19 protein-coding genes are annotated in these 19,628 nt (G+C 72.0%); 9 read left to right on the top strand and 10 right to left on the bottom strand.

Annotation, left to right across the window (positions count from 1 at the left end):
• Positions 1–14: 14 nt before the first annotated feature.
• The 6 genes from AQJ46_RS20290 to AQJ46_RS20265 form a co-directional block, all read right to left on the bottom strand.
• Positions 15–1,016 (bottom strand): proline racemase family protein, encoded by a 1,002-nt coding sequence (locus AQJ46_RS20290; RefSeq protein ID WP_059206955.1) that lies wholly within the window; start codon positions 1,014–1,016, stop codon positions 15–17.
• A 20-nt stretch (positions 1,017–1,036) separates the two neighbouring features.
• The gene (locus AQJ46_RS20285; protein ID WP_059206954.1) at positions 1,037–1,930 is read right to left on the bottom strand and encodes a dihydrodipicolinate synthase family protein; all 894 of its coding nucleotides are present in this window, start codon (positions 1,928–1,930) and stop codon (positions 1,037–1,039) included.
• A gap of 30 nt (positions 1,931–1,960) precedes the next feature.
• Positions 1,961–3,358, bottom strand: a complete 1,398-nt coding sequence (locus AQJ46_RS20280) for an FAD/NAD(P)-dependent oxidoreductase (RefSeq protein WP_059206953.1) — start codon at positions 3,356–3,358, stop codon at positions 1,961–1,963.
• On the bottom strand, positions 3,351–3,650 hold the full coding sequence (locus AQJ46_RS20275) for a (2Fe-2S)-binding protein (protein ID WP_059206952.1): 300 nt from the start codon (positions 3,648–3,650) through the stop codon (positions 3,351–3,353). Before AQJ46_RS20275 ends, AQJ46_RS20280 begins: the two co-directional genes overlap by 8 nt.
• Positions 3,647–4,831, bottom strand: coding sequence for an NAD(P)/FAD-dependent oxidoreductase (locus AQJ46_RS20270; protein WP_059206951.1), 1,185 nt, complete (start codon positions 4,829–4,831; stop codon positions 3,647–3,649). The genes AQJ46_RS20275 and AQJ46_RS20270 overlap by 4 nt, the downstream gene beginning before the upstream one ends.
• An 87-nt stretch (positions 4,832–4,918) precedes the next feature.
• Complete coding sequence (locus tag AQJ46_RS20265; RefSeq protein WP_059206950.1) at positions 4,919–5,743, bottom strand: hypothetical protein; 825 nt, start codon at positions 5,741–5,743, stop codon at positions 4,919–4,921.
• Positions 5,744–6,070: 327 nt separating this feature from the next.
• Here AQJ46_RS20265 and rsgA point away from each other — a divergent pair, with 327 nt between their 5' ends.
• The 3 genes from rsgA (at position 6,071) to AQJ46_RS20250 (ending at position 9,188) form a co-directional block, all read left to right on the top strand.
• Entirely contained in the window at positions 6,071–7,171 is a 1,101-nt protein-coding gene (gene rsgA, locus AQJ46_RS20260; protein ID WP_059206949.1) for a ribosome small subunit-dependent GTPase A, read from the top strand.
• 152 nt (positions 7,172–7,323) lie between these two features.
• Positions 7,324–8,703 carry a bifunctional transcriptional activator/DNA repair enzyme AdaA gene (locus AQJ46_RS20255; RefSeq protein ID WP_059206948.1) on the top strand — a complete coding sequence of 460 codons (1,380 nt, stop codon included), beginning with the start codon at positions 7,324–7,326 and terminating at the stop codon, positions 8,701–8,703.
• Between the two features lie 2 nt (positions 8,704–8,705).
• Positions 8,706–9,188 carry a methylated-DNA--[protein]-cysteine S-methyltransferase gene (locus AQJ46_RS20250; RefSeq protein WP_059206947.1) on the top strand — a complete coding sequence of 161 codons (483 nt, stop codon included), beginning with the start codon at positions 8,706–8,708 and terminating at the stop codon, positions 9,186–9,188.
• Here AQJ46_RS20250 and AQJ46_RS20245 read toward each other — a convergent pair.
• The 3 genes from AQJ46_RS20245 to AQJ46_RS56245 form a co-directional block, all read right to left on the bottom strand.
• On the bottom strand, positions 9,185–9,556 hold the full coding sequence (locus AQJ46_RS20245; protein WP_057610970.1) for a PPOX class F420-dependent oxidoreductase: 372 nt from the start codon (positions 9,554–9,556) through the stop codon (positions 9,185–9,187). The genes AQJ46_RS20250 and AQJ46_RS20245 overlap by 4 nt on opposite strands.
• 77 nt (positions 9,557–9,633) lie before the next feature.
• Positions 9,634–10,119 carry a DUF456 domain-containing protein gene (locus tag AQJ46_RS20240; protein ID WP_059206946.1) on the bottom strand — a complete coding sequence of 162 codons (486 nt, stop codon included), beginning with the start codon at positions 10,117–10,119 and terminating at the stop codon, positions 9,634–9,636.
• 1,310 nt (positions 10,120–11,429) lie between these two features.
• Complete coding sequence (locus tag AQJ46_RS56245) at positions 11,430–11,942, bottom strand: hypothetical protein (RefSeq protein ID WP_059206944.1); 513 nt, start codon at positions 11,940–11,942, stop codon at positions 11,430–11,432.
• A gap of 168 nt (positions 11,943–12,110) precedes the next feature.
• Here AQJ46_RS56245 and AQJ46_RS20225 point away from each other — a divergent pair, with 168 nt between their 5' ends.
• Genes AQJ46_RS20225 through AQJ46_RS20215 form a run of 3 tightly spaced genes read left to right on the top strand, consistent with a single transcriptional unit; the run spans position 12,111 to position 15,291 of the window.
• Positions 12,111–13,097, top strand: coding sequence for a protein phosphatase 2C domain-containing protein (locus AQJ46_RS20225; protein WP_059206943.1), 987 nt, complete (start codon positions 12,111–12,113; stop codon positions 13,095–13,097).
• A gap of 54 nt (positions 13,098–13,151) precedes the next feature.
• Positions 13,152–14,894 (top strand): pyruvate dehydrogenase, encoded by a 1,743-nt coding sequence (locus AQJ46_RS20220; protein WP_059206942.1) that lies wholly within the window; start codon positions 13,152–13,154, stop codon positions 14,892–14,894.
• A 28-nt stretch (positions 14,895–14,922) separates the two neighbouring features.
• Positions 14,923–15,291 (top strand): bleomycin resistance protein, encoded by a 369-nt coding sequence (locus AQJ46_RS20215; RefSeq protein ID WP_059206941.1) that lies wholly within the window; start codon positions 14,923–14,925, stop codon positions 15,289–15,291.
• On the opposite strand, the gene AQJ46_RS20210 is transcribed toward AQJ46_RS20215, so the two are convergent.
• The gene (locus tag AQJ46_RS20210; RefSeq protein WP_059206940.1) at positions 15,288–16,973 is read right to left on the bottom strand and encodes a helix-turn-helix domain-containing protein; all 1,686 of its coding nucleotides are present in this window, start codon (positions 16,971–16,973) and stop codon (positions 15,288–15,290) included. The genes AQJ46_RS20215 and AQJ46_RS20210 overlap by 4 nt on opposite strands.
• A 211-nt stretch (positions 16,974–17,184) precedes the next feature.
• On the opposite strand from AQJ46_RS20210, the gene AQJ46_RS20205 reads away from it, so the two are divergent.
• The 3 genes from AQJ46_RS20205 (at position 17,185) to AQJ46_RS20195 (ending at position 19,594) form a co-directional block, all read left to right on the top strand.
• Positions 17,185–17,796: a hypothetical protein gene (locus AQJ46_RS20205; protein ID WP_059206939.1), complete on the top strand. Its 612-nt coding sequence runs from the start codon at positions 17,185–17,187 to the stop codon at positions 17,794–17,796.
• A gap of 106 nt (positions 17,797–17,902) precedes the next feature.
• A complete protein-coding gene (locus AQJ46_RS20200; RefSeq protein ID WP_059206938.1) occupies positions 17,903–18,367 on the top strand; it encodes a hypothetical protein in 465 nt (154 codons plus the stop codon).
• 744 nt (positions 18,368–19,111) lie between these two features.
• Positions 19,112–19,594: an ATP-binding protein gene (locus AQJ46_RS20195; RefSeq protein WP_225887366.1), complete on the top strand. Its 483-nt coding sequence runs from the start codon at positions 19,112–19,114 to the stop codon at positions 19,592–19,594.
• The last annotated feature ends 34 nt before the right edge of the window (positions 19,595–19,628 follow it).

Below are 19,628 nucleotides of genomic sequence, written 5' to 3'. Positions count from 1 at the left end.
GACGCCCCCGGGGCTCACAGGACGAACCCCGCCGGGAACGGATCGGTCGGGTCGAGCAGGTACTGGGCCGTGCCGGTGATCCACGCGCGCCCGGTGAAGCTGGGCAGGACGGCGGGGCGGCCCGCCACCTCGGTGGTGCCGAGGAGCCGGCCTGTGAACCGCGTCCCGATGAAGGACTCGTTCACGAACTCGGTGTGCAACGGGAGTTCGCCGCGCGCGTGCAGCTGGGCCATGCGCGCGCTGGTGCCGGTGCCGCAGGGGGAGCGGTCGAACCAGCCGGGGTGGATGGCCATCGCGTGCCGGGAGTGGCGGGCGGTCGCGCCGGGCGCGATCAGGTGGACGTGGTGACAGCCGCGGATGGACGGATCCTCGGGGTGGACGGGCTCCTCGTCGGCGTTGATCGCCTCCATGAGGGACAGCCCCGCCTTCAGGATGTCGTCCTTGCGGGCGCGGTCGAAGGGCAGCCCGAACTGGTCCAGCGGAAGGATGGCGTAGAAGTTGCCGCCGTACGCCAGGTCATAGGTCACCGTCCGCCCGTCGGCCAGTGCGATCTTGCGGTCGAGGGCGACGGCGAAGGACGGCACGTTCTGCAGCGTGACGTGCTTCGCCCTGCCGTCCTCCACCGCGACCTCGGCGACGACCAGGCCCGCCGGGGTGTCGAGCCGGATCGTGGTGACCGGCTCGACGACCTCGACCATGCCGGTCTCCACCAGCACGGTCGCCACCCCGATCGTGCCGTGTCCGCACATCGGCAGATAGCCCGAGACCTCGATGTACACGACACCCCAGTCGCAGTCCGGGCGGGTCGGTGGCTGGAGGATCGCGCCGCTCATCGCGGAGTGCCCGCGCGGCTCGTTCATCAGGAGCTGCTTGATGTCGTCGCGGTGCTCACGGAAGTACAGCCGCCGCTCGTTCATGGTCGCGCCGGGGATCGTGCCGATGCCGCCGGTGATCACGCGGGTGGGCATGCCCTCGGTGTGCGAGTCGACGGCGTGCAGGACGAGTTTGCTGCGCATGGTCCGCTCTCCTTGACGAGTTACGCGAGTCCCGCGGCGACGGCATTCTCCGTGGCGGCCCGCACGACGGCCTCCTGCTCGGGCAGCAGAGGGACGCGCGGTGGGCGCACGGGCCCGCCGTGCCGGCCGACGATGTCCATCGACATCTTGATGGCCTGTACGAACTCGACCTTGGAGTCCCAGCGCAGCAGCGGGTGCAGCTGTTCGTACAGCTTCTTCGCGGTCGCGAGGTCGCCGGCGACGGCTGCCCGGTACAACTCGACGGAGGACCTGGGCAGCGCGTTCGGATAGCCGGCCACCCAGCCCTTGGCCCCGGCCAGGGCGAGTTCCAGCAGGACGTCGTCGGCGCCGATCAACAGGTCCAGTTCCGGAGCGAGTTCGGCCAGCTGGTAGGCGCGTCGGACATCACCGGAGAACTCCTTGACCGCGCGGATGAACCCCTCGGCGTGCAGTGCGGCCAGCAGCTCCGGCACCAGGTCGACCTTGGTGTCGATGGGGTTGTTGTACGCCACGATCGGCAGACCCGCCTTCGCGACCTCGGCGTAGTGCGCGAGGACCGACCGCTCGTCGGCGCGGTAGGCGTTGGGCGGCAGCAACATCACGGACGCACAGCCCGCGTCCCGCGCCTGCTCGGCCCAGCGGCGGGACTCCGCCGAGCCGTAGGCGGCCACGCCCGGCATCACCCGTTCGCCGCCGATGGCGGCCACCGCCGTCTCGACGACCTTGGCCCGCTCCTCGGGGGTGAGCACCTGGTACTCGCCGAGCGAGCCGTTCGGTACGACGCCGTCGCAACCGTTCTCGACCAGCCAGGCGCAGTGTTCGGCGTACTTGTCGTAGTTCACCGACAGGTCGTCGTTCAACGGGAGGGCGGTGGCGACGAGAACTCCGCGCCACGGACGAAGGCTGGTGGTCATGTGGATCCCCTCTCAATGGAGTGTGACATATCACTGTTCCTCGGTCTCTCCGGCCCGGGCCAGCACGCCCAGCGGTACCGGCCGTGCGAACGGCCTGCGGCCCGCCGTCTCCGCGCACCCGGCGACACCGGCCACTCCGGACCCGCACACCCGGCCCTGGCACCAGCCCATCCCGGCCCGCGTCAGCAGCTTCACGGTCCTCAGGTCACCGGCCCCCAGCTCGTGCACCGCCTCCCGCACCGCACCGGCCGACACCTCCTCGCAGCGGCACACCACCGTCCCGTCGGTGACCTGCTCGGCCCAGTGCGCGGGCGGCGCGTAGACGGAGTCGACGGCGGCGAAGAAGGCCCGCAGCCCGTCCCGGGTGCGCGCGGCGGCCGCCCACTCACCGGGATCCGGTGCCCGTCCGGCCAGCCGCGCCGCGATCGACCGCCCGGCGATGTGCCCCTCGGCCAGTGAGAGGGCGGAGCCGCCGATGCCGGTGGTCTCGCCCGCCGCCCACACCCCCGGCACGTCGGTGCGCTGCTCGTCGTCGACGGACACGTCCGTCCCGTCGACCCGGCAGCCCAGCGCGTCGGCGAGGTCGGTGTGCGGCAGCATGCCGTGACTCACGGCGAGGGTGTCGCAGACGAGGCGTCGGCGGGTGTCCTGGCGCACCCGTCCGTCCCGGTCGAGGGCCGCGATCGTCACCGCCTCCAGCCGCTCGGCTCCGTGCGCCGCCACGACGGTGTGATGGAGGAGAGTGCGTACCCGGTGCCGGAGCAACTGCCCCGTGTACCGGGCGCCTTCGGCCACCTTGCCCGGTTGGCCCGCCAGCGCCCGGGACCGCCGTGCGAACGACTTCGGGTCGGCCGACTCCACCAGCGCGGCGACCGTCGCACCCGCCGCGGCGAGGCCGGTGGCGACGGGCAGCAGCAGCGGCCCGGTCCCGGCGACGACGGCGGTACGGCCGGGCAGCACGAGCCCGCCCTTGAGCATGGCCTGCGCCCCGCCCGCCGTGACGACACCGGGCAGGGTCCAGCCGGGGAAGGGCAGCACCTTCTCGTAGCCGCCGGTGGCGAGGAGGACCGCAGTTGCGCGTACCTCGGCCGGCTGCTCCTGCTCGGGGCCGACGAGGGCGTGCACGGCGAACCCGTCGGTGCCCCGGCGCTCGACGAACCAGACGTGATGGTCCGTCATGTGCCTTACGGTGCCCGCCTGTACATGGGCTCGTAGTCCGTCCCGCAGTCTCTCCCAGGTCCGCCACTGGTGATGCAGTGCCTGCGGTCGACGGGCCCCGAGCCCGGGTGCGGGCTGCCGGTAGAACTGCCCGCCCGCCTCTGCGGCCGAGTCGAGCAGGGTGACCCGGATGCCCCTGGTGGCCGCCGCGAGGGTGGCCGCGAGTCCGGCCGGACCCGCGCCGATCACCGCCAGGCTCGGCTCAGTCATCGTGGCCCGTTCCCTCCTGGGTGCGGATCGCGTCGCCCGGCCGCAAGGGCATCAGGCAGGCCCGTTGGTTCGGGCGGTCGTTGACGGTCACCAGGCAGTCGAAGCAGACGCCGATGCCGCAGAACATCCCGCGCGGGCGGCCCTCGCCGCGGGTGGTGCGCCAGGAGGTGACGCCCGCCGTCCACAGCGCGGCGGCGACGGTCTGGCCGGGCAGGGCCTCGATCTCCCGCCCGTCGAGTGTGACGGTGAAGGCGGGACCGGGCTCGGCGCGCACCAGCTCCAGCGGGTTCACGAGGCCTCCTCGGAGTCGGAGGTGGAGGCGGTGGAGGCGGAGGCGGGGAAACGGTCGGGACGAAAGGGTGCGAGACCGAGCTCGGGAGCGTGTCCGGTCAGCACCTGGGCGATCAACTGCCCTGTCCCGGTGGACAGTCCGATGCCCGCGCCCTCGTGCCCGCAGGCGTGGAACAGCCCGGGCACCCGCGCATCGGGGCCGATCGCGGGCAGGTGATCGGGCATGTACGGCCTGAAGCCGAAGTACGTCCGCATCGCGCGCACCCGCTCCAGGAACGGGAAGAGCCGCGTCGCGCCCTTCGCCAGCGCGCGCAACGCGGGCAGCGACAACGACCGGTCGAAGCCCACCCGTTCCCGGGTCGCGCCGATCAGGACGGGCCCGGCCGCCGTCCCCTCGACGACCGGTGAGGTCTGCAGGGCCGCCGAGTCGCTGGCCACGTCGGCCACGTAGTCGGCGGCGTACACCTTGTGGTGGACCCGGCGGGGGAGCGGCTCGGTGACGAGGACGAAGCCGCGCCGGGGGAGCACGGGGAGGCTGACTCCCGCCAGCGCGGCCAGCTCACCGCCCCAGGTCCCGGCGGCGTTGACGACATGCGGGGCGTGGATCTCGCCCCGGCCGGTCCGCACCCCGCGCACGGCACCGTCGGCGCCGCGCAGCACCTCGGTCACCGCCGCGCCGGTGAACAGCCGGGCACCCGAGGCCCGTAGGAGATGAGCGGCGGCCAGCGTCGGCATGACCTGGGCGTCCTGGGGGTACAGCACACCGCCCGCGAGTCCGGGCGCCAAGTGGGGTTCGAGTTCACGGAGTCGGCCTGCGTCCACCCGCACCGCCTCGACGCCCGCGGCCCGTTGGCCGGTCGCGAACGTCTCCAGGGCTTCGAGGCCGTCGGAGGTGGAGGCCACGACCACGCCGCCCTTATGTTCGTACTCGACGGCATCGCCGATCTCCTCCGCCAACTCGGTCCACAAGCGGCCGGACAGCAGGGCGAGTTCGAGCTCGGGCCCCGGCTCCTTGTCGGAGACCAGGAGATTGCCCTCACCGGCGCCGGTCGTACCGCCGGCCACCGGACCGCGGTCGACGACGATCACGTCGAGGCCCGCCCGGGCGGCGTACAGGGCACAGGCGGCGCCCACCATCCCGGCTCCGACGACCACGACATCGCAGGTCAGTCGCTTGCTCACGCCAGTACTATGTCACATGTCGCACTCGGCGGGAACACCCCGACGTCGAACCGCGGGGCTGTGGGACGGACGGGACTCACCGGGCCGTCAGTCGATCTCGCTCGGGTCGGCGGACGGGGTCCGGCCCGCCTGGACGTCCTCGAGACGTGCCGCGCCCAGCTTCGCCGCCTGCTCGGTGGTGTCGTCGTCGGCTCCGTCGAGACCGCCGTTGGTGAAGGCGATCGCGTCCGTGCCGAACCGAAGGGCCGCGACGTCGAGGGTGAGGGTGGTGGGTTCGCCGCCCGAGGTGCCCCGGACCGTGACCTGCAGCCCCTGCCGGGCATCGCCCTCCTTGGGAAGCGAGGTCCCGACCACCTCGACCGTGCGCTGCCCGCCCGAGCTGTCCTTCACCGTGAACTGGTCGCACTTGACCGGCAGGCTCTTCAGCCAGGCGAAGGACGTGTCCAGCGCGGCCTTGTCATAGGCGGCGACCTGGTACAGCAGCCGGGCATCGCCCTCCTTGAAGCCGGTGAGCGCGGACGCTCCGGACGGCTTGCCCAGGAGGTCGTCGTCGTACAGCCGGTCGAGCAGCTTCTGGCAGGCGGCCGCGTCGGCCTTGCCGGTGAGGAAGTCGGCGACGTCCACCTGGCCGACCAGCAGGCTGTCCCGCCAGGTGGCCGCGTTCTTGACCTGCGTCCAGTCGTCCTCCAGATCCGCCTCCGTCACCAGCGCGGCACGCGCCCCGGCCGGGGTGAGCGCCGCCGGGGACTGCTGCGCGAGCGGCGTGGAGGAGATCTCCGTCGTGGTCTCCGTGGTGTCCGCGCGGTCCGGACCACTGTCGTCACCGTCCGCACACGCGGCGGTCGTCAACAGGGCTCCGGCCGCCAGGGCCGAGGCGAGGACGCGGAAGGTGCGGGGCGGACGGTGGGTCATCACGAGGTCTCCTGGAGATGAGGGGTGCTTCCATGCCACAACCGCTCCTTCCGTACGACCAGCGCACCGGGCTGTTCGAGTGAGGGGGGCGACGCACCCGGGTCCGGAAAAACCGGTGGCGCCCCCGACGCCGGCGCCTCTAAGGTGAGACCGCTTCGCCCGGCGGCTCATGGCTGCCGTGCCCCACGAGCGAGGAATGAGGGAGGTGTCGACCGATGGCTGTCTTTGCGATGAGCGCTGCTCGCATCCAGATCATCAAGTCCACCTCTGTGGCCGTCGGCTGACACCAACTCCTGGTGCCGGGGCCACCCTTGTGAAGGGTCTCCCTTGACTTCCAGCTCCACTTCTCAGGTTTTCTCCGCTCTCGCTCCCTACGGCTGGGACGAGGCATGGGCGGACGAGTTCGCCCCCTACGAGCCCGAGGGGCTCCTGCCCGGACGGGTGGTCCGGGTCGACCGCGGGCAGTGCGACCTCGTCACCGCCGAAGGGATGATGCGGGCCGACACGGCCTTCGTCACCCCGCCCGATCCGATGCGGGTCCTGTGCACCGGTGACTGGGCCGTCGTCGAGCCCGCGGGCAACCCTCGCTATGTACGGACGTATCTGCCACGCCGTACCGCATTCGTACGCTCCACCTCCTCCAAGCGGTCCGAGGGGCAGATCCTCGCGGCCAACGTCGACCACGCGATCGTCGCCGTGTCGCTGGCCGTCGAGCTCGACCTCGGCCGCATCGAACGGTTCCTGGCCCTGGCCTGGGAGTCCGGCGCACAGCCGGTGGTCGTGCTCACCAAGGCCGACCTCGTGCCGGACGCGGTGACGCTCTCGCATCTCGTGCAGGACGTCGAGACGACGGCGCCGGGCGTCCCGGTGCTGACCGTCAGCGCGCTGGACGGGGAGGGGCTCGACGTACTCGTCGCGGTCGTCTCCGGCGGTACGACCGTGCTGCTCGGGCAGTCCGGCGCGGGGAAGTCGACCCTGGCGAACGTGCTCATCGGCGAGGACGTGATGGCTGTACAGGCCGCACGGGACGCGGACGGGAAGGGACGCCACACGACCACGACCCGCAACCTCCTCGCCCTGCCGGGCGGGGGCGTACTGATCGACACGCCCGGCCTCAGGGGCGTGGGGCTGTGGGACGCCGAGACCGGTGTCGGACAGGTCTTCTCCGAGATCGAGGCACTCGCCGCACAGTGCCGCTTCCACGACTGCGCGCACGAGAGCGAGCCGGGGTGCGCGGTGCTTGCCGCGATCGACTCCGGTGAGCTGCCCGAGCGGCGGCTGGAGAGCTACCGGAAGCTGATCCGGGAGAACCAGCGGATCGTGGCGAAGACGGACGCACGGCTGCGTGCCGAGATCCGGAAGGACTGGAAGAAGAGGGGCGCGGAGGGGAAGGCGGCGATGGAGGCGAAGCGGGGGCGGTGGGCGTAAGGGTCGTTCGGCCGCGGTTCGGTGGGGGCTGGTCGCGCAGTTCCCCGCGCCCCTGAGGGGGTGCAGGCGCACGGAACTGACGCTGTGCCCCCATCACCGTGTCCGATTTCCGCCAGCGGCATCCTCGCCCGCGGCGGACACTGGGACACGTGATGGACGAAGACACCAGGTACGAAGCCGTTCGCAGCCGGGACGCCCGGTTCGACGGGGAGTTCTTCTTCGCTGTCGAGACGACCGGGATCTACTGTCGGCCCAGCTGTCCCGCGGTGACCCCGAAGCGTCGCAACGTCCGCTTCTACGCGACGGCCGCCGCCGCGCAGGGCTCCGGTTTCCGGGCCTGCCGGCGGTGCCGCCCGGACGCGGTCCCCGGTTCCGCGGACTGGAACGTACGGGCGGACGTGGTGGGCCGGGCGATGCGCCTGATCGGCGACGGTGTCGTCGACCGGGAGGGCGTCGCCGGGCTCGCCGGCCGCCTCGGCTACAGCGCCCGCCAGGTCCAGCGCCAGCTCACCACCGAGCTCGGCGCCGGCCCCGTCGCCCTGGCCCGCGCCCAGCGGGCCCACACCGCGCGCGTCCTGCTCCAGACCACCGGCCTGCCGGTCACGGAGATCGCGTTCGCCTCGGGCTTCGCCAGCGTGCGGCAGTTCAACGACACGGTCCGGCAGATCTACGCCGCCACCCCCAGCGACCTGCGGGCCGCCGCCCGGACCGCACGCCGCGCGGCCACTCCCACGGCGGGCATTCCGCTACGGCTGGCCCACCGCGGTCCCTACCGGTCCGGCGCCGTCTTCGACCTGCTGGAGAGCGAGGCCGTACCCGGCGTCGAGGAGGTGAGCGGGGCACCCGGGCGGCGCACCTACCGCCGTACTCTCCGCCTCCCGCACGGCACCGGCATCGTCGCCGTCCACGAACGCACCGGTACGACCGGAACCACCTCCGGCGCGAACCCCGGCGGCTGGCTCGACGCCCACCTGCACCTCACCGACCCCCGCGACCTGACCACCGCCGTCGGACGACTGCGCCGGCTCTTCGACCTCGACGCCGATCCCTACGCCGTCGACGAGCGGCTCGGCGAGGACACCCGGCTCGCTCCCCTGGTCGCCGCCCGGCCAGGACTGCGGTCGCCCGGCGCCGCCGACCCCGAGGAGTTCGCTGTACGGGCACTGGTGGGCCGTAGCGCATCCGAACGGCTCGTCCGGCGATACGGCAAGACCCTGGACGCAGCCTGCGGCGGCCTCACCCACCTCTTTCCCGAGCCCGCCGCCCTTTCGGAGGCGACCGGCCCTGTGGGCACGCTGGCCACCGCCCTGGCCGACGGGGCCGTACGACTCGATCCGGGTGCCGACCGCGACGAGGTGGGGCACGCACTCCTCGCCCTGCCCGGCCTTGACGCCCGTACGGTCGCCGTCATCCGCACCCGCGCCCTCGGTGACCCCGATGTCGCCCCACCGGGCCTCGACGTCCCCGACACCTGGCGCCCCTGGCGCTCCTACGCCTGGCAACACCTGTGCACAGCAGGAGAGTTGGAGTAATCATGGCCATCCGCTGGAACCGTCTCGACAGCCCCGTCGGCGCCCTGCTCCTCACCGCCGACGAGACCGGCGCGCTGACCTCGCTGTCCGTTCCGGAGCAGAAGAACGGCCGTACCGTGCAGGAGGGTTGGGTCCACGACCCCACCCCCTTCCGGGACGCGGAAGAGCAGCTCGCCGCCTACTTCGCCGGTGAACTCAAGGAGTTCCAGCTCGAGTTGCGTCCTGAAGGCACCGAGTTCCGGACCCGCGTCTGGGACGCCCTCGACGACGTTCCCTACGGGGCGACCACGACGTACGGCGAGATCGCCGCCCGCGTCGGTGCCTCGCGCGTCGCCGTCCGGGCCGTGGGCGGCGCGATCGGCGCGAACCCGCTGCTGATCCTCCGCCCGTGCCATCGGGTGATCGGCGCGAACGGCCTGCTCACCGGGTACGCGGGCGGTCTGGAGCGCAAGACGGCCCTGCTCAGCCTCGAAGGTGCCCTCTAGGACTCCTCGAGCCCCCAGCTGTGGATCCGTCGCGGATGGATGCGGATCAGCTCCTCGCTGAAGTGCGGGCCCAACTCGTGCGGGCCCGTGAGGAGTTCCGCCTCTCCGCGGATGTCGATGCCGCGTACCGTCCATGGTTTCAGGCTGGCGATGTCGTCGACGACCAGCGCGACCTTCGGGTTCTTCTGGAGGTTGCGCCACTTCTTCGTGCGGCCCATCGCGTAGCCACCGATCAGGATGGTGCCGTCGTCCTGCGGGAAGAAGCCGACCGGGTTGGCCTGCGGCTGTCCCTGCGGGTCGACGGTGGCGAGTCGTCCCAGCCGCTGGGACTTCAGGTACGCGCGCTCGGCCTCGCTGAATTCGGTCATGCCCGCCACCCAAACACGCCCGCGCCGTCCGCACATCGGAATCACGTCCTAGGCCTGTCTGGGGCTGCGGTCCTAGGTCAGCCGCCCCACAGCACCGTCCCCAGCCACGCGCCCATGATCAGCAGACACGTGAACAGTTCCGCCAGCACGCTGGAGCCGCCCGAGTGCATCGCCGTGCGCAGGGAGGCCTTCGCCGCCCCGTGGCGGCCGAGGCGGAGGCGTTCCGAGAGGTAGATGCCGCCGATGAACCCGGGGATCGCGCCGAGCACAGGGATCAGGAAGAAGCCGAGGAATGCGCCGGCTCCGGCGTAGCCCGCCATGCGCAGGGTGGCCCCGCTCTCCCGCAGTCGGCGTGGTGGCAGGGCCCAGCGCACCACCTGGGAGAGGAACAGGGCGACCGTGGCCCCCATGAGCACGATCCACGCGACCGGTTGCGGATCCTTCAGCGCCCACCACAGGACCGCGGCCCACACGAGCCATGACCCCGGCACCCCGGGCAACAGAACCCCGACCAGGCCGAACAGCATGACCAGGCCGACCAGCAGGAGATCCCACACTCCCATGAGTCCAGGGTGCAGGAGGCAGGCAGAAAGCGCAGGTCAGCGATATCGCCCCGGACCGATGGTGAAGGACTGCGCATCGGCCTCACGGCTGTGGGCACTCGGGCCGTCGTCCGCCACAGCTCTGCGACAGGGAAGCAGGTCACACTCAGGGCCGACCCGACCGGTCCCCACGACGTGCGTCCACCATAGGGGTCGGAGTCCGGGTCACTCGGCGTCGCCGGGCGGTTCTCCCGTGGGGGGTGGAACCGTCCGGCGACCCTTTCGCAACACAGTTCGATGCGCGGGACGGGGCTTGATTTTCGGGATGCCCCGTTTTCATACCGCCCGTGCGGTGGACAATTGGGGGCATGAGCCAGCAGGGGGGAACACCCACCGGTCGCGGTCACGAGGACGACTGGTGGGGGCAACTGTACGACTCCACCGACGACACGGGCCCCACACCGGCCCCGGACACCCTGGACGACCGCTTCGCCTCGGCGGCGGGGGCGGTCCGGGACGGCTCGGGGGGCGGGCGACTGACCTTCGAGGAAGCGGCCGGCGAGGGACGGCTCCGCTCGGAGGCGGGAGGCCGAGGGCAGCCGGGTTCGGGGGCGGGGGGCGGTGGTGGGTGGCCCGGGCCTGAGCTTGGACGGGGTGATGGACCGGCGGGGTCGGAGGCGGGGCCTGCTGTGGGGCAGCCGGGTTTGGGGCGCGGTGGTGGACGGCCCGGCTCTGAGACAGGACCCGATGATGGACCGCCCGGGTCGGAGGCGGGACATGGTGTGGATCAGCGGGACTTGGGGGCCGGGCTCGGTGGTGGGTGGCCCGGGTCGGGCGTAGGGCCCGGTGGGGGGCAGCCGAGTTCGGGGTCGGGGCCTGCTGGGGAGCAGCCGGGCTTGGGGGCGGGGCTCGGTGGTGGGTGGCCCGGCGCTGAGACCGGACCCGGTGAAGGACAGTCCGGTTTCGAGCCGGGTGCTGCGGACGGACAGAGCCGTCGGCCCGGTACCGGGGTCCCCGCGCCGCGGACAGGCTTCTCCGAGGGGACGGCTCGCCCACCCGGTCGGCACCGCGTCCCCTGGCAGGCGCCAACCGACGCATCCGACGGCCCCGCGTCCTTCCCGCCCGGCCCCAAGCCGCCCGGCTTCGTCGAGCGTCCCGCCGAGGACCGCCCGCCCCCGCCACCCGGCGGCCGTAAGTCCACCGAGAGGCCTCCGGCCGCGACCGTTCCTCCCTCGCGCATGCCCACCGAGCCCCCGAGGCCGCCGACCGCCGCACCCCCACACCCCTCAGCCCCACCTCGCCCAGCGGCTCCACCCCCGCCGCCGCAGGACTCAGCCCGGGCCGTTTCGCCAGATGACGGCGGCTCGGGTAGCGGTGGCGTCGGCGGAACGGTTTCGCGGAGTGGTGTCGCTGATGACGTGCCCCAGGACTCCGACCGGGCCGTTTCGCCCGACGACGGCGGAGCGGGTGGTGTCGCTGATGGTCAGCCGTCGGGCGGTGAACCGGTCGTTTCCTCCGGCCGCGGCGATGCCGGAGGGCGTGGCGTCGGCGGAGCGGGTGGTGTCGCTGACGGTCCGCCGCCGGACGGTGATCGGGCCGCTTCGCCAGGCCGCGGTGATTTCGGAGGGCGGGGCGTCGGCGGAGTCGATCCGCGTGGCGGCGCCCCGGCCGGGGGCGGCTCGCGCAGGGGCGACCCCGCCTCCGGCATCGCGGACCCCGGAGGCGGCGCCGAGGACTTGCCCACGCGCGACGGCCCCGATGGTCAGCCAGGACCCTCGGACCGAGGCGGAGCCGGTGCGCGTCGCGTCGAAGGCGACTGGTGGGCCGCCGCACCCGACGTCCAAGCCGACCTCGCCCAGGAACCCCCCGCACCCGGATCCCGCTCCGGTCCGGGTTCCACTCAGCCCAACCCGACCCCTCACCCCTCCGAGCCACCCGGACGTGGCCAAGACCGCGAACGTGCCGACCAGAACCCCGCCCCCGCGCCGCAGGCACCCCGCACCGCCACCCGCGTGGACATCCCCACCCTCCCGCCCGCCCCCGTCGGATTCGTCGGCTCCGGTCCTCCCACCTACGACGCCGAACCCACCGCCCTCCCGCCCGCCGACCCCGACGAACTCGACGACCTGGTGGCGGACACCGTGCTGGACGGCGCCCGGTACGGGGCGTGCACGCTGCGAGCGGTGTCCGTGCGAGGGGACTCGGCCAGGTTCCGCGGCGAGCCGCGAAGGGACTCCCTGCTCACCGCCCGGTTCGGCACCGGCGAGCAGGCGCTGATCCTCGTCGCCATGGCCACCGGCGCCCGCGCCACCCCCGGCGCCCACCGTGCCGCCGCCGAGGCCTGTCACTTGATCGGGCGGGCCATAGGGCGCAGTCACGCCCGGCTCGCGCAGGACATCAGCGCCGCCCGCCGCGGTGACCTCAAGTCCGGGCTGCACCGGCTCACCGACCGCAGCCTCGGAAAGCTGCGCGCCAGCGCCGTCGAGCAGGGCATCGACCCGGAGGAGTACGCCGCCACCCTGCGCTGTCTGCTCCTGCCCGCCGACCCCGACTGCCGGATCCGCGTCTTCTTCGGCGTCGGCACGGGCGGCCTCTTCCGCCTCCGCGACGGCGAGTGGCACGACATCGAACCCCGCCTCACCGACGTCACCGGCGAACCGGTCGTCGGCTTCGGCTCGCTGCCGACCGAGACCCCCGAGGGCGACCGCCTCACCATGGACCTCGGCATCCCCACACCCTCGAGCCCCTACGAACCCGCCCCGGAGCCGCCCCGCGAACCCTTCCTCTTCCGCGCCTCCGTCGCCCGCCCGGGTGACACCCTCCTGATGTGCACCGGAGGCCTCGCCGACCCCCTGCGCGGCGAGCCCGACCTGTGCGAGTACCTCACGGGAAGGTGGTCAGGACCCCCGCCCGGCCTCGCCACGTTCCTCGCCGACTCCCAAGTCCGGGTCAAGGGATACGCCGACGACCGTACAGCCGCCGCTGTTTGGGAGGCGTGATCGCGGCCATTGTGGATTGATGGACCCAAGGAGACCGAAGGGGTGCATGGATCCATGGCCAAGCAGAACGTCGCCGAACAGTTCGTTGACATCCTCGTCAAGGCCGGGGTGAAACGCCTCTACGGCGTCGTCGGCGACAGCCTCAACCCCGTCGTGGACGCCGTCCGCCGCAACTCCGCCATCGACTGGGTGCACGTACGGCACGAGGAGACCGCCGCCTTCGCCGCGGGCGCGGAGGCCCAGATCACCGGCACACTCGCGGCCTGCGCCGGTTCCTGCGGACCCGGCAATCTGCACCTCATCAACGGGCTCTACGACGCCCACCGCTCGATGGCCCCCGTGCTCGCCCTCGCCTCGCACATCCCCTCCAGCGAGATCGGCCTCGGCTACTTCCAGGAGACCCACCCGGACCAGCTGTTCCGCGAGTGCAGCCACTACAGCGAGATGATCTCCAACCCGAAGCAGATGCCGAGGCTGCTGCAGACCGCCATCCAGAACGCCGTCGGCCGCTCCGGCGTCAGCGTCGTCACCCTCCCCGGCGACATCGCCGACCAGCCCGCCCCCGACAAGGCCGCCGAGACCGCCCTCGTCACCTCCCGGCCCAGCGTCCGCCCCGGCGACGCCGAGATCGACAAACTCGTCGAGATGATCGACAAGGCCGACAGGGTCACCCTGTTCTGCGGCAGCGGCACGGCGGGCGCGCACGCCGAGGTCATGGAGTTCGCGGAGAAGGTCAAGTCACCGGTGGGGCACGCCCTCAGGGGCAAGGAGTGGATCCAGTACGACAACCCCTTCGACGTCGGCATGAGTGGTCTGCTCGGCTACGGCGCCGCCTACGAGGCCACCCACGAGTGCGACCTGCTGATCCTGCTCGGCACCGACTTCCCGTACAACGCCTTCCTCCCCGACGACGTCAAGATCGCCCAAGTCGACGTGCGTCCGGAGCACCTGGGCCGCCGATCCAAGCTCGACCTCGCCGTCTGGGGTGACGTGAAGGAGACCCTGCGGTGTCTCACGCCCCGGGTGAAGACCAAGACGAACCGGCGTTTCCTCGACAAGATGCTCAAGAAGCACGCCGACGCACTCGAAGGGGTCGTGAAGGCGTACACCCGCAAGGTCGACAAGCACGTCCCGATCCACCCCGAGTACGTGGCCTCCGTACTCGACGAACTCGCCGACGACGACGCGGTGTTCACCGTCGACACCGGCATGTGCAATGTGTGGGCCGCCCGCTACATCTCGCCCAACGGCCGCCGCCGGGTGATCGGTTCCTTCTCGCACGGCTCGATGGCGAACGCGCTGCCCATGGCGATCGGGGCGCAGTTCACCGACCCCGGGCGGCAGGTCGTGTCGATGTCCGGCGACGGCGGATTCTCCATGCTGATGGGCGACTTCCTGACCCTCGTCCAGTACGACCTGCCCGTGAAGGTCGTCCTCTTCAACAACTCCTCGCTCGGCATGGTCGAGTTGGAGATGCTGGTCGCCGGACTCCCTTCCTACGGCACCACCAACAAGAACCCCGACTTCGCGGCCGTGGCCCGCGCCTGCGGTGCCCATGGCGTGCGCGTGGAGAAGCCCAAGGACCTCGCAGGGGCCCTGAAGTCCGCGTTCAAGCACAAGGGCCCCGCCCTCGTCGACATCGTCACGGACCCCAACGCCCTCTCCATCCCGCCGAAGATCAGCACCGAGATGGTCACCGGCTTCGCCCTGTCCGCCTCGAAGATCGTCCTCGACGGAGGAGTGGGCCGCATGCTCCAGATGGCCCGCTCCAACCTCCGGAACGTGCCCCGGCCCTGAGGAACCCCGTGGGTGCAAGACTGGCCGCATGCCAGAAATCGCCTTCACCGAAGTCGCGCCCGTCGTCCCGGTCCGGAACCTCGCCGCGGCCCTGGAGCGATACCGTCGGCTGGGCTTCGCCGCGCGTGCCTACGACGGCCCCGAGCGGTACGGCTTCGTCGAGCGGGGTTCGGTCTCGATGCACCTCAGCGAGTGGTCCGAGCACGACCCTCTGCGCACCGGAGCCGTCGTCTACCTGTACGTGAGCGACGCCGACGCCGTCCATGCCGAGTGGGTGGCCTCCGGCGTCGAGGGTCGCTTCGTCGAGCCGGCCGACACGCCTTACGGACTACGGGAGTTCGCCTACGTGGACCCCGACGGCACGGCTCACCGTGTGGGGTCCGCGGTCGGCTCCTAGCTGTCGTAGTCCACCCAGGCCCGCTCACCTGCGGTGTTCGTGCCGTACCAGTAGCGGGGCAGGCCCTTGATGGCGGACGTGCGGAACGGGCGGCCGTCGTCGTCGACGCGGGCCGTGCCGGTGCGGCCCTGGGAGGACCAGTCCAGTTCCAGGTACCAACTGCAGTCACAGCCCTCGGTCTCCGCCGTGACCAGCAGCACCTCAGGGTCCTCGGAGGAGACGCGGTAGGGCATCCTCACGGCCGGGATGACGTTCTCGCCGTCGTTGCCGGACTGCGAGTGGGCGATCGGCCGGTCCTTGTCCAGGTCGACGGAGAAGTAGCGGGGGGTGAGCGCGCCTCCGCACCCCTGGTCCATGGCGTACGAGTTGCCCTTGGCCGGGGTCCCGCGCGAGACGACCCGGACCCGGAGGTCCTCCAGGACGACAGCCGTGGAGTTCCGGCCCTGCACCGAGATCTGCACCATGGTCTGCCGGCCGTGGATCGCGCCCAGCGTGCCCGCCCAGTTCGCGGCGTCCTGGGCCGTCGGGGGCGGCGGGACCTGGGCGGGCGGCTTGTCGATGACGTAGTCGTGGCCGCAGCCCGCGTTCCAGACATGGGAGTTGACCGTCCAGGTGAGCGGGGTGCCGGTGGCGGCTCCCTGCTGTCCGGACCTGCCGGTGCCCTTCGTGGCGGCGCCGCCGTCCGTCGCCGACGCGGAGGGGCTGTTGCGGGTGCCCTTGGGCGACGGGGAGCCGGAGGTGGCGGAGGGGCTCGGCGACTTGGACGGGGAGTGGCGGGGCGAGCCCGATGCCGTCGTAGTCGTACGGGACGACTGGTCCGGGGCCTGGGCGACCTCATCCGACGCGGAACGCCCCGAGGGCAGCGCCGACAAGCTGCCCAGCGTGGCGAGAAGCGCCACCGCGGCGGCCGCGGTCATGACGACGCGCCGACGGCGGTACCAGGGCCGGGGCGGAGCAGCACCGCGCCCCGCGAGCAAGGCGTCCCCCTCACCCTCGGCGCTCGCGCTCACATCACCGCCCACACCGACGCCTCTCGCTGCGCGCACGTCGCCTGCCGCGCCGCCGCCCACTGCGTGGCCGTCTGCCGCGCTGAGCTCGCCTGCCGCGTCGTCGCCCGCTGCCGCGCCGGCCATGCTGCTGTTCGCCGCGCCGCCGGCCATCGCGTGGCTGTCTGTCGCCGTGCTCAGCTCGCCTGTCGCGTCGTCGCCCAACGCGCTGCTGCCCGCCGCCGCGGTCGCCGCGTTCACCTCGTCGGCTGTCGCTGACGTACCGCCATCCGCCGCCGGCGCCAGATCGGCCGTCGCCGTCGCCGTCGCGTCGTCAGTCGCCCCCGCTCCGCTTCCCCCGCCGACTGCCGCTTCCGTTGCCGTAGCGGCGGCCGTCCCCGCCGCTGCGTCCGCCGCCTCCCCGGCCCGTGGCCGCTGTCGTGCCGCCACCGCCGAGAGCCACAGCCGGTGCAGATCCAACCGCTCCTCGGCCGACGCCCCGCACAGCGCCGCGAACCGTTCCGCCGGTGCGAAGTCGACCGGTACCGCGTCGCCCGCGCAGTACCGGTGCAGGGTCGAGGTGTTCATGTTCAGCCGCCGGGCCAGCGAACCGTAGCTGCGGTCCGTGCGTTCCTTCAGTCGCCGCAGCAGGGCCGCGAACTCCTCGACATCGTCCTGTAATTCCCGTGCCGACAACGATTCCCCCCTGATCCCGTATCCCAGGCACTCCCTATAGCTGCACGTCAGACGGCCTGGGATGGTTCCATGCAGACGGATCCCGTGTCCCGTGTTGCATCCGCCCCGTGTGACCGCTGATGCTCTTGGTGTCGCACCGACCTGGCCGGACCGACCATCCGCCGTCGGCGCGGCATCCCACACTCATGCACGTATCTCACGGGGGACACCCATGCCCAAGCGCACCCGAGCAGGCGCGCTCACCGTACTCTCTCTCACCGGCCTCGTGCTCGGCGTCACACTCGCCGTGCAGGCCGGTGCCGCGCCGGCCGCGCCCAGGTTCCTCTCGGCCGCCGACCTCCCGCCGCACCCCTCGTCCGCCTGGACGGCGGGCAAGGTGACCGACGGCGTCCCGGACGAACTGCTGCTCTGCCTCGAGGACGCCCTGCCGGGCTACGACTCCCGGTACCGCGACTTCCGCACCGAACTGGAGACCAGCGCCCGCCAGCTGACGATCGAGGTCGGCACCAAGACCAAGGCCGCGGCCCTCGCCACCCGCATGAACAAGGAGATCCGCACCTGCGCGGACCGCCTCGAGCAGGGTGACCCGGAGCTCGAGGCGACGTACAAGGACTACGGCAAGGTCGCGGTCGAGGAGGGCGCCCGGGTCCACGGCCTGCACACGGAGTACTCGTACGGCGCCACCGACATCCGCCTGCTGTCCGTCGGCCGGGACGACCGGACCGTCACCGTCGTGGAGTGGTCCCAGATGGGCGACTTCTCCGGTGCCCCGGTGAAGGCCTTCAAGAAGACGACCGCCACCGCGGTGAACAAGCTCCACTGAGAGCAGGGGCCGCCCTCCCGCACGGGGGTCGGGCGGGCGGCCCCGCCTGGACCGCATCACCATCGGCAAGTCTCAGAAAGACTCAGAAGGAAAACGGGGAACACAGATGAACACGACCAAGGCGACCCGCCGCACCACCCTGGCCGTCGGCCTCGCCCTGGCCCTCGGCCTCGGCATCACCGCCCAGGCCTCCGCCGGAGCACCGCGCAGCGTCAGCGGGAAGCCGTCCGACAACATCACCCGCATCGCCGACTTCTACGGCGCCTACGTCGACGCGGTCACCGACGAGGGCGGCGGCGATCTCCAGGACGCGCTCCGCGCGCACTACCTCACCCAGGCGTTCCAGAAGGAACTGAACGCCTGGGAGGACAAGGAGCACGCCGACGGCGTCCTGCGTGCCCAGAACGTGCCCCTCGCCTGGAAGGTCACCGACAACGGCACCGCCGACCACACGGAGGCAGTCGTCACCCTCACCTGGAGTGCCGGCCAGACCAGCACCCTCGTCGTCGACATGACCCGCGGCAGCCACAAGATCTTCCACATCGGCACCAAGGGCGTCGCTGGCAAGTAGCGGCGGATTCCGGCCAGTTTCCCGCCTGCCACACCTCTTCGTCGGGTACGGCGAGGTCGGCAGCGCGGGGTCGGCAGATCGGCCCATGCCCGGTGGTCCCGGTGTCCCGGAGCCATGTGGCTCAGCAGCCCTGCGGCACTGCGGGGTCGGCTGCCGCCTCCGGGAACGGATGCACCGGCTCACCTCCGCTCGCCGTGCCCGGTCGTCGGGTGCCGACGGCGGGGGTGCACGCCGTTTCAAGGGCGCGCGGGTCGTCGTACGGCAGGCTCCTCGCCTCGAGGGCCGCGCCGGTACGTGGGCATCCGGGGCCGGACCCCGCGCGGATGCCCAGGTCCGCCCGCTCCTCGCGGCCCTCGGCACCCCCTTGCCGACCAGGTGATTTCCCGCGTTTTCCCGGGGTGAAGGGCTCGCGCGGCGCCCATGGTGTCCGGTACCCCGGCACCGGTTCGCAGGGCACATGCCGCACGGAGGGGGCCGGCGGCACACGCGCCGCGGGTCGGGCGGGCCGTACGGACCGCCGCGGGGCGCCGGCCCGTCGAAGCCGCGCCGGCGTGCGCTGTGGTCCGCAGGGGTTGGTCCGGGATTCGTCCGCTCTGCCGACGTGGCCGTGGTCGCCACCGCAAACGTGGCCGAACACCTGGTCGTTGACGATTCGACATGACTGCCGCATGAACTATGGGGCATGGATCCCCGTGAACGTGTTCGAGCAGGAGGGAAACCGACATCGGCACGCGGGCGGGGGTCATGAAGAGGCAGGCACGAGGAGGCGGTCCCACGGCAGTAGGGGCCTTCTCGGCAAAGACCGTGGAGGAGAAGGCCGACAGCGCCCTGGAGCAGGCGCAGTCGCCTCAGCTCCGGCGCAGACTGGAGCAGGCGGACCTGGGGGCCGTACCTGAGACACGCAGGGCCTTGCGCGAGCTGTTACGACATTGGGGGAGGCCCGGACGATCCGAGATAGCCGAACTGCTCACCAGTGAACTCGTCACCAACGCACTCGTGCACACCGACCACGACGCGGTCGTCACGGCCACGGTGGGACCCCGGGCGCTGAGGGTCGAGGTGCGGGACTTCGTCGCCCGCAGACCCCGGATGCGCGTACCGAAGGCCGATGACGGTACACATGGCAGGGGCCTGGTCCTGGTGCAGTCCCTCGCGGATGCCTGGGGTGTACGGGCACACGGCGTGGGCAAGGCCGTCTGGTTCGAACTCGACGCCGGAACGGCGTGAACCACGGGAAGGGGGCGTGACCGCGTCGGTCACG

It is taken from the genome of Streptomyces canus, from assembly GCF_001514145.1.
Classification (GTDB): domain Bacteria; phylum Actinomycetota; class Actinomycetes; order Streptomycetales; family Streptomycetaceae; genus Streptomyces; species Streptomyces canus.
The sequence above is the reverse complement of the archived record's forward strand: the minus strand, read 5'-3'. Positions and strand labels throughout refer to the sequence as shown.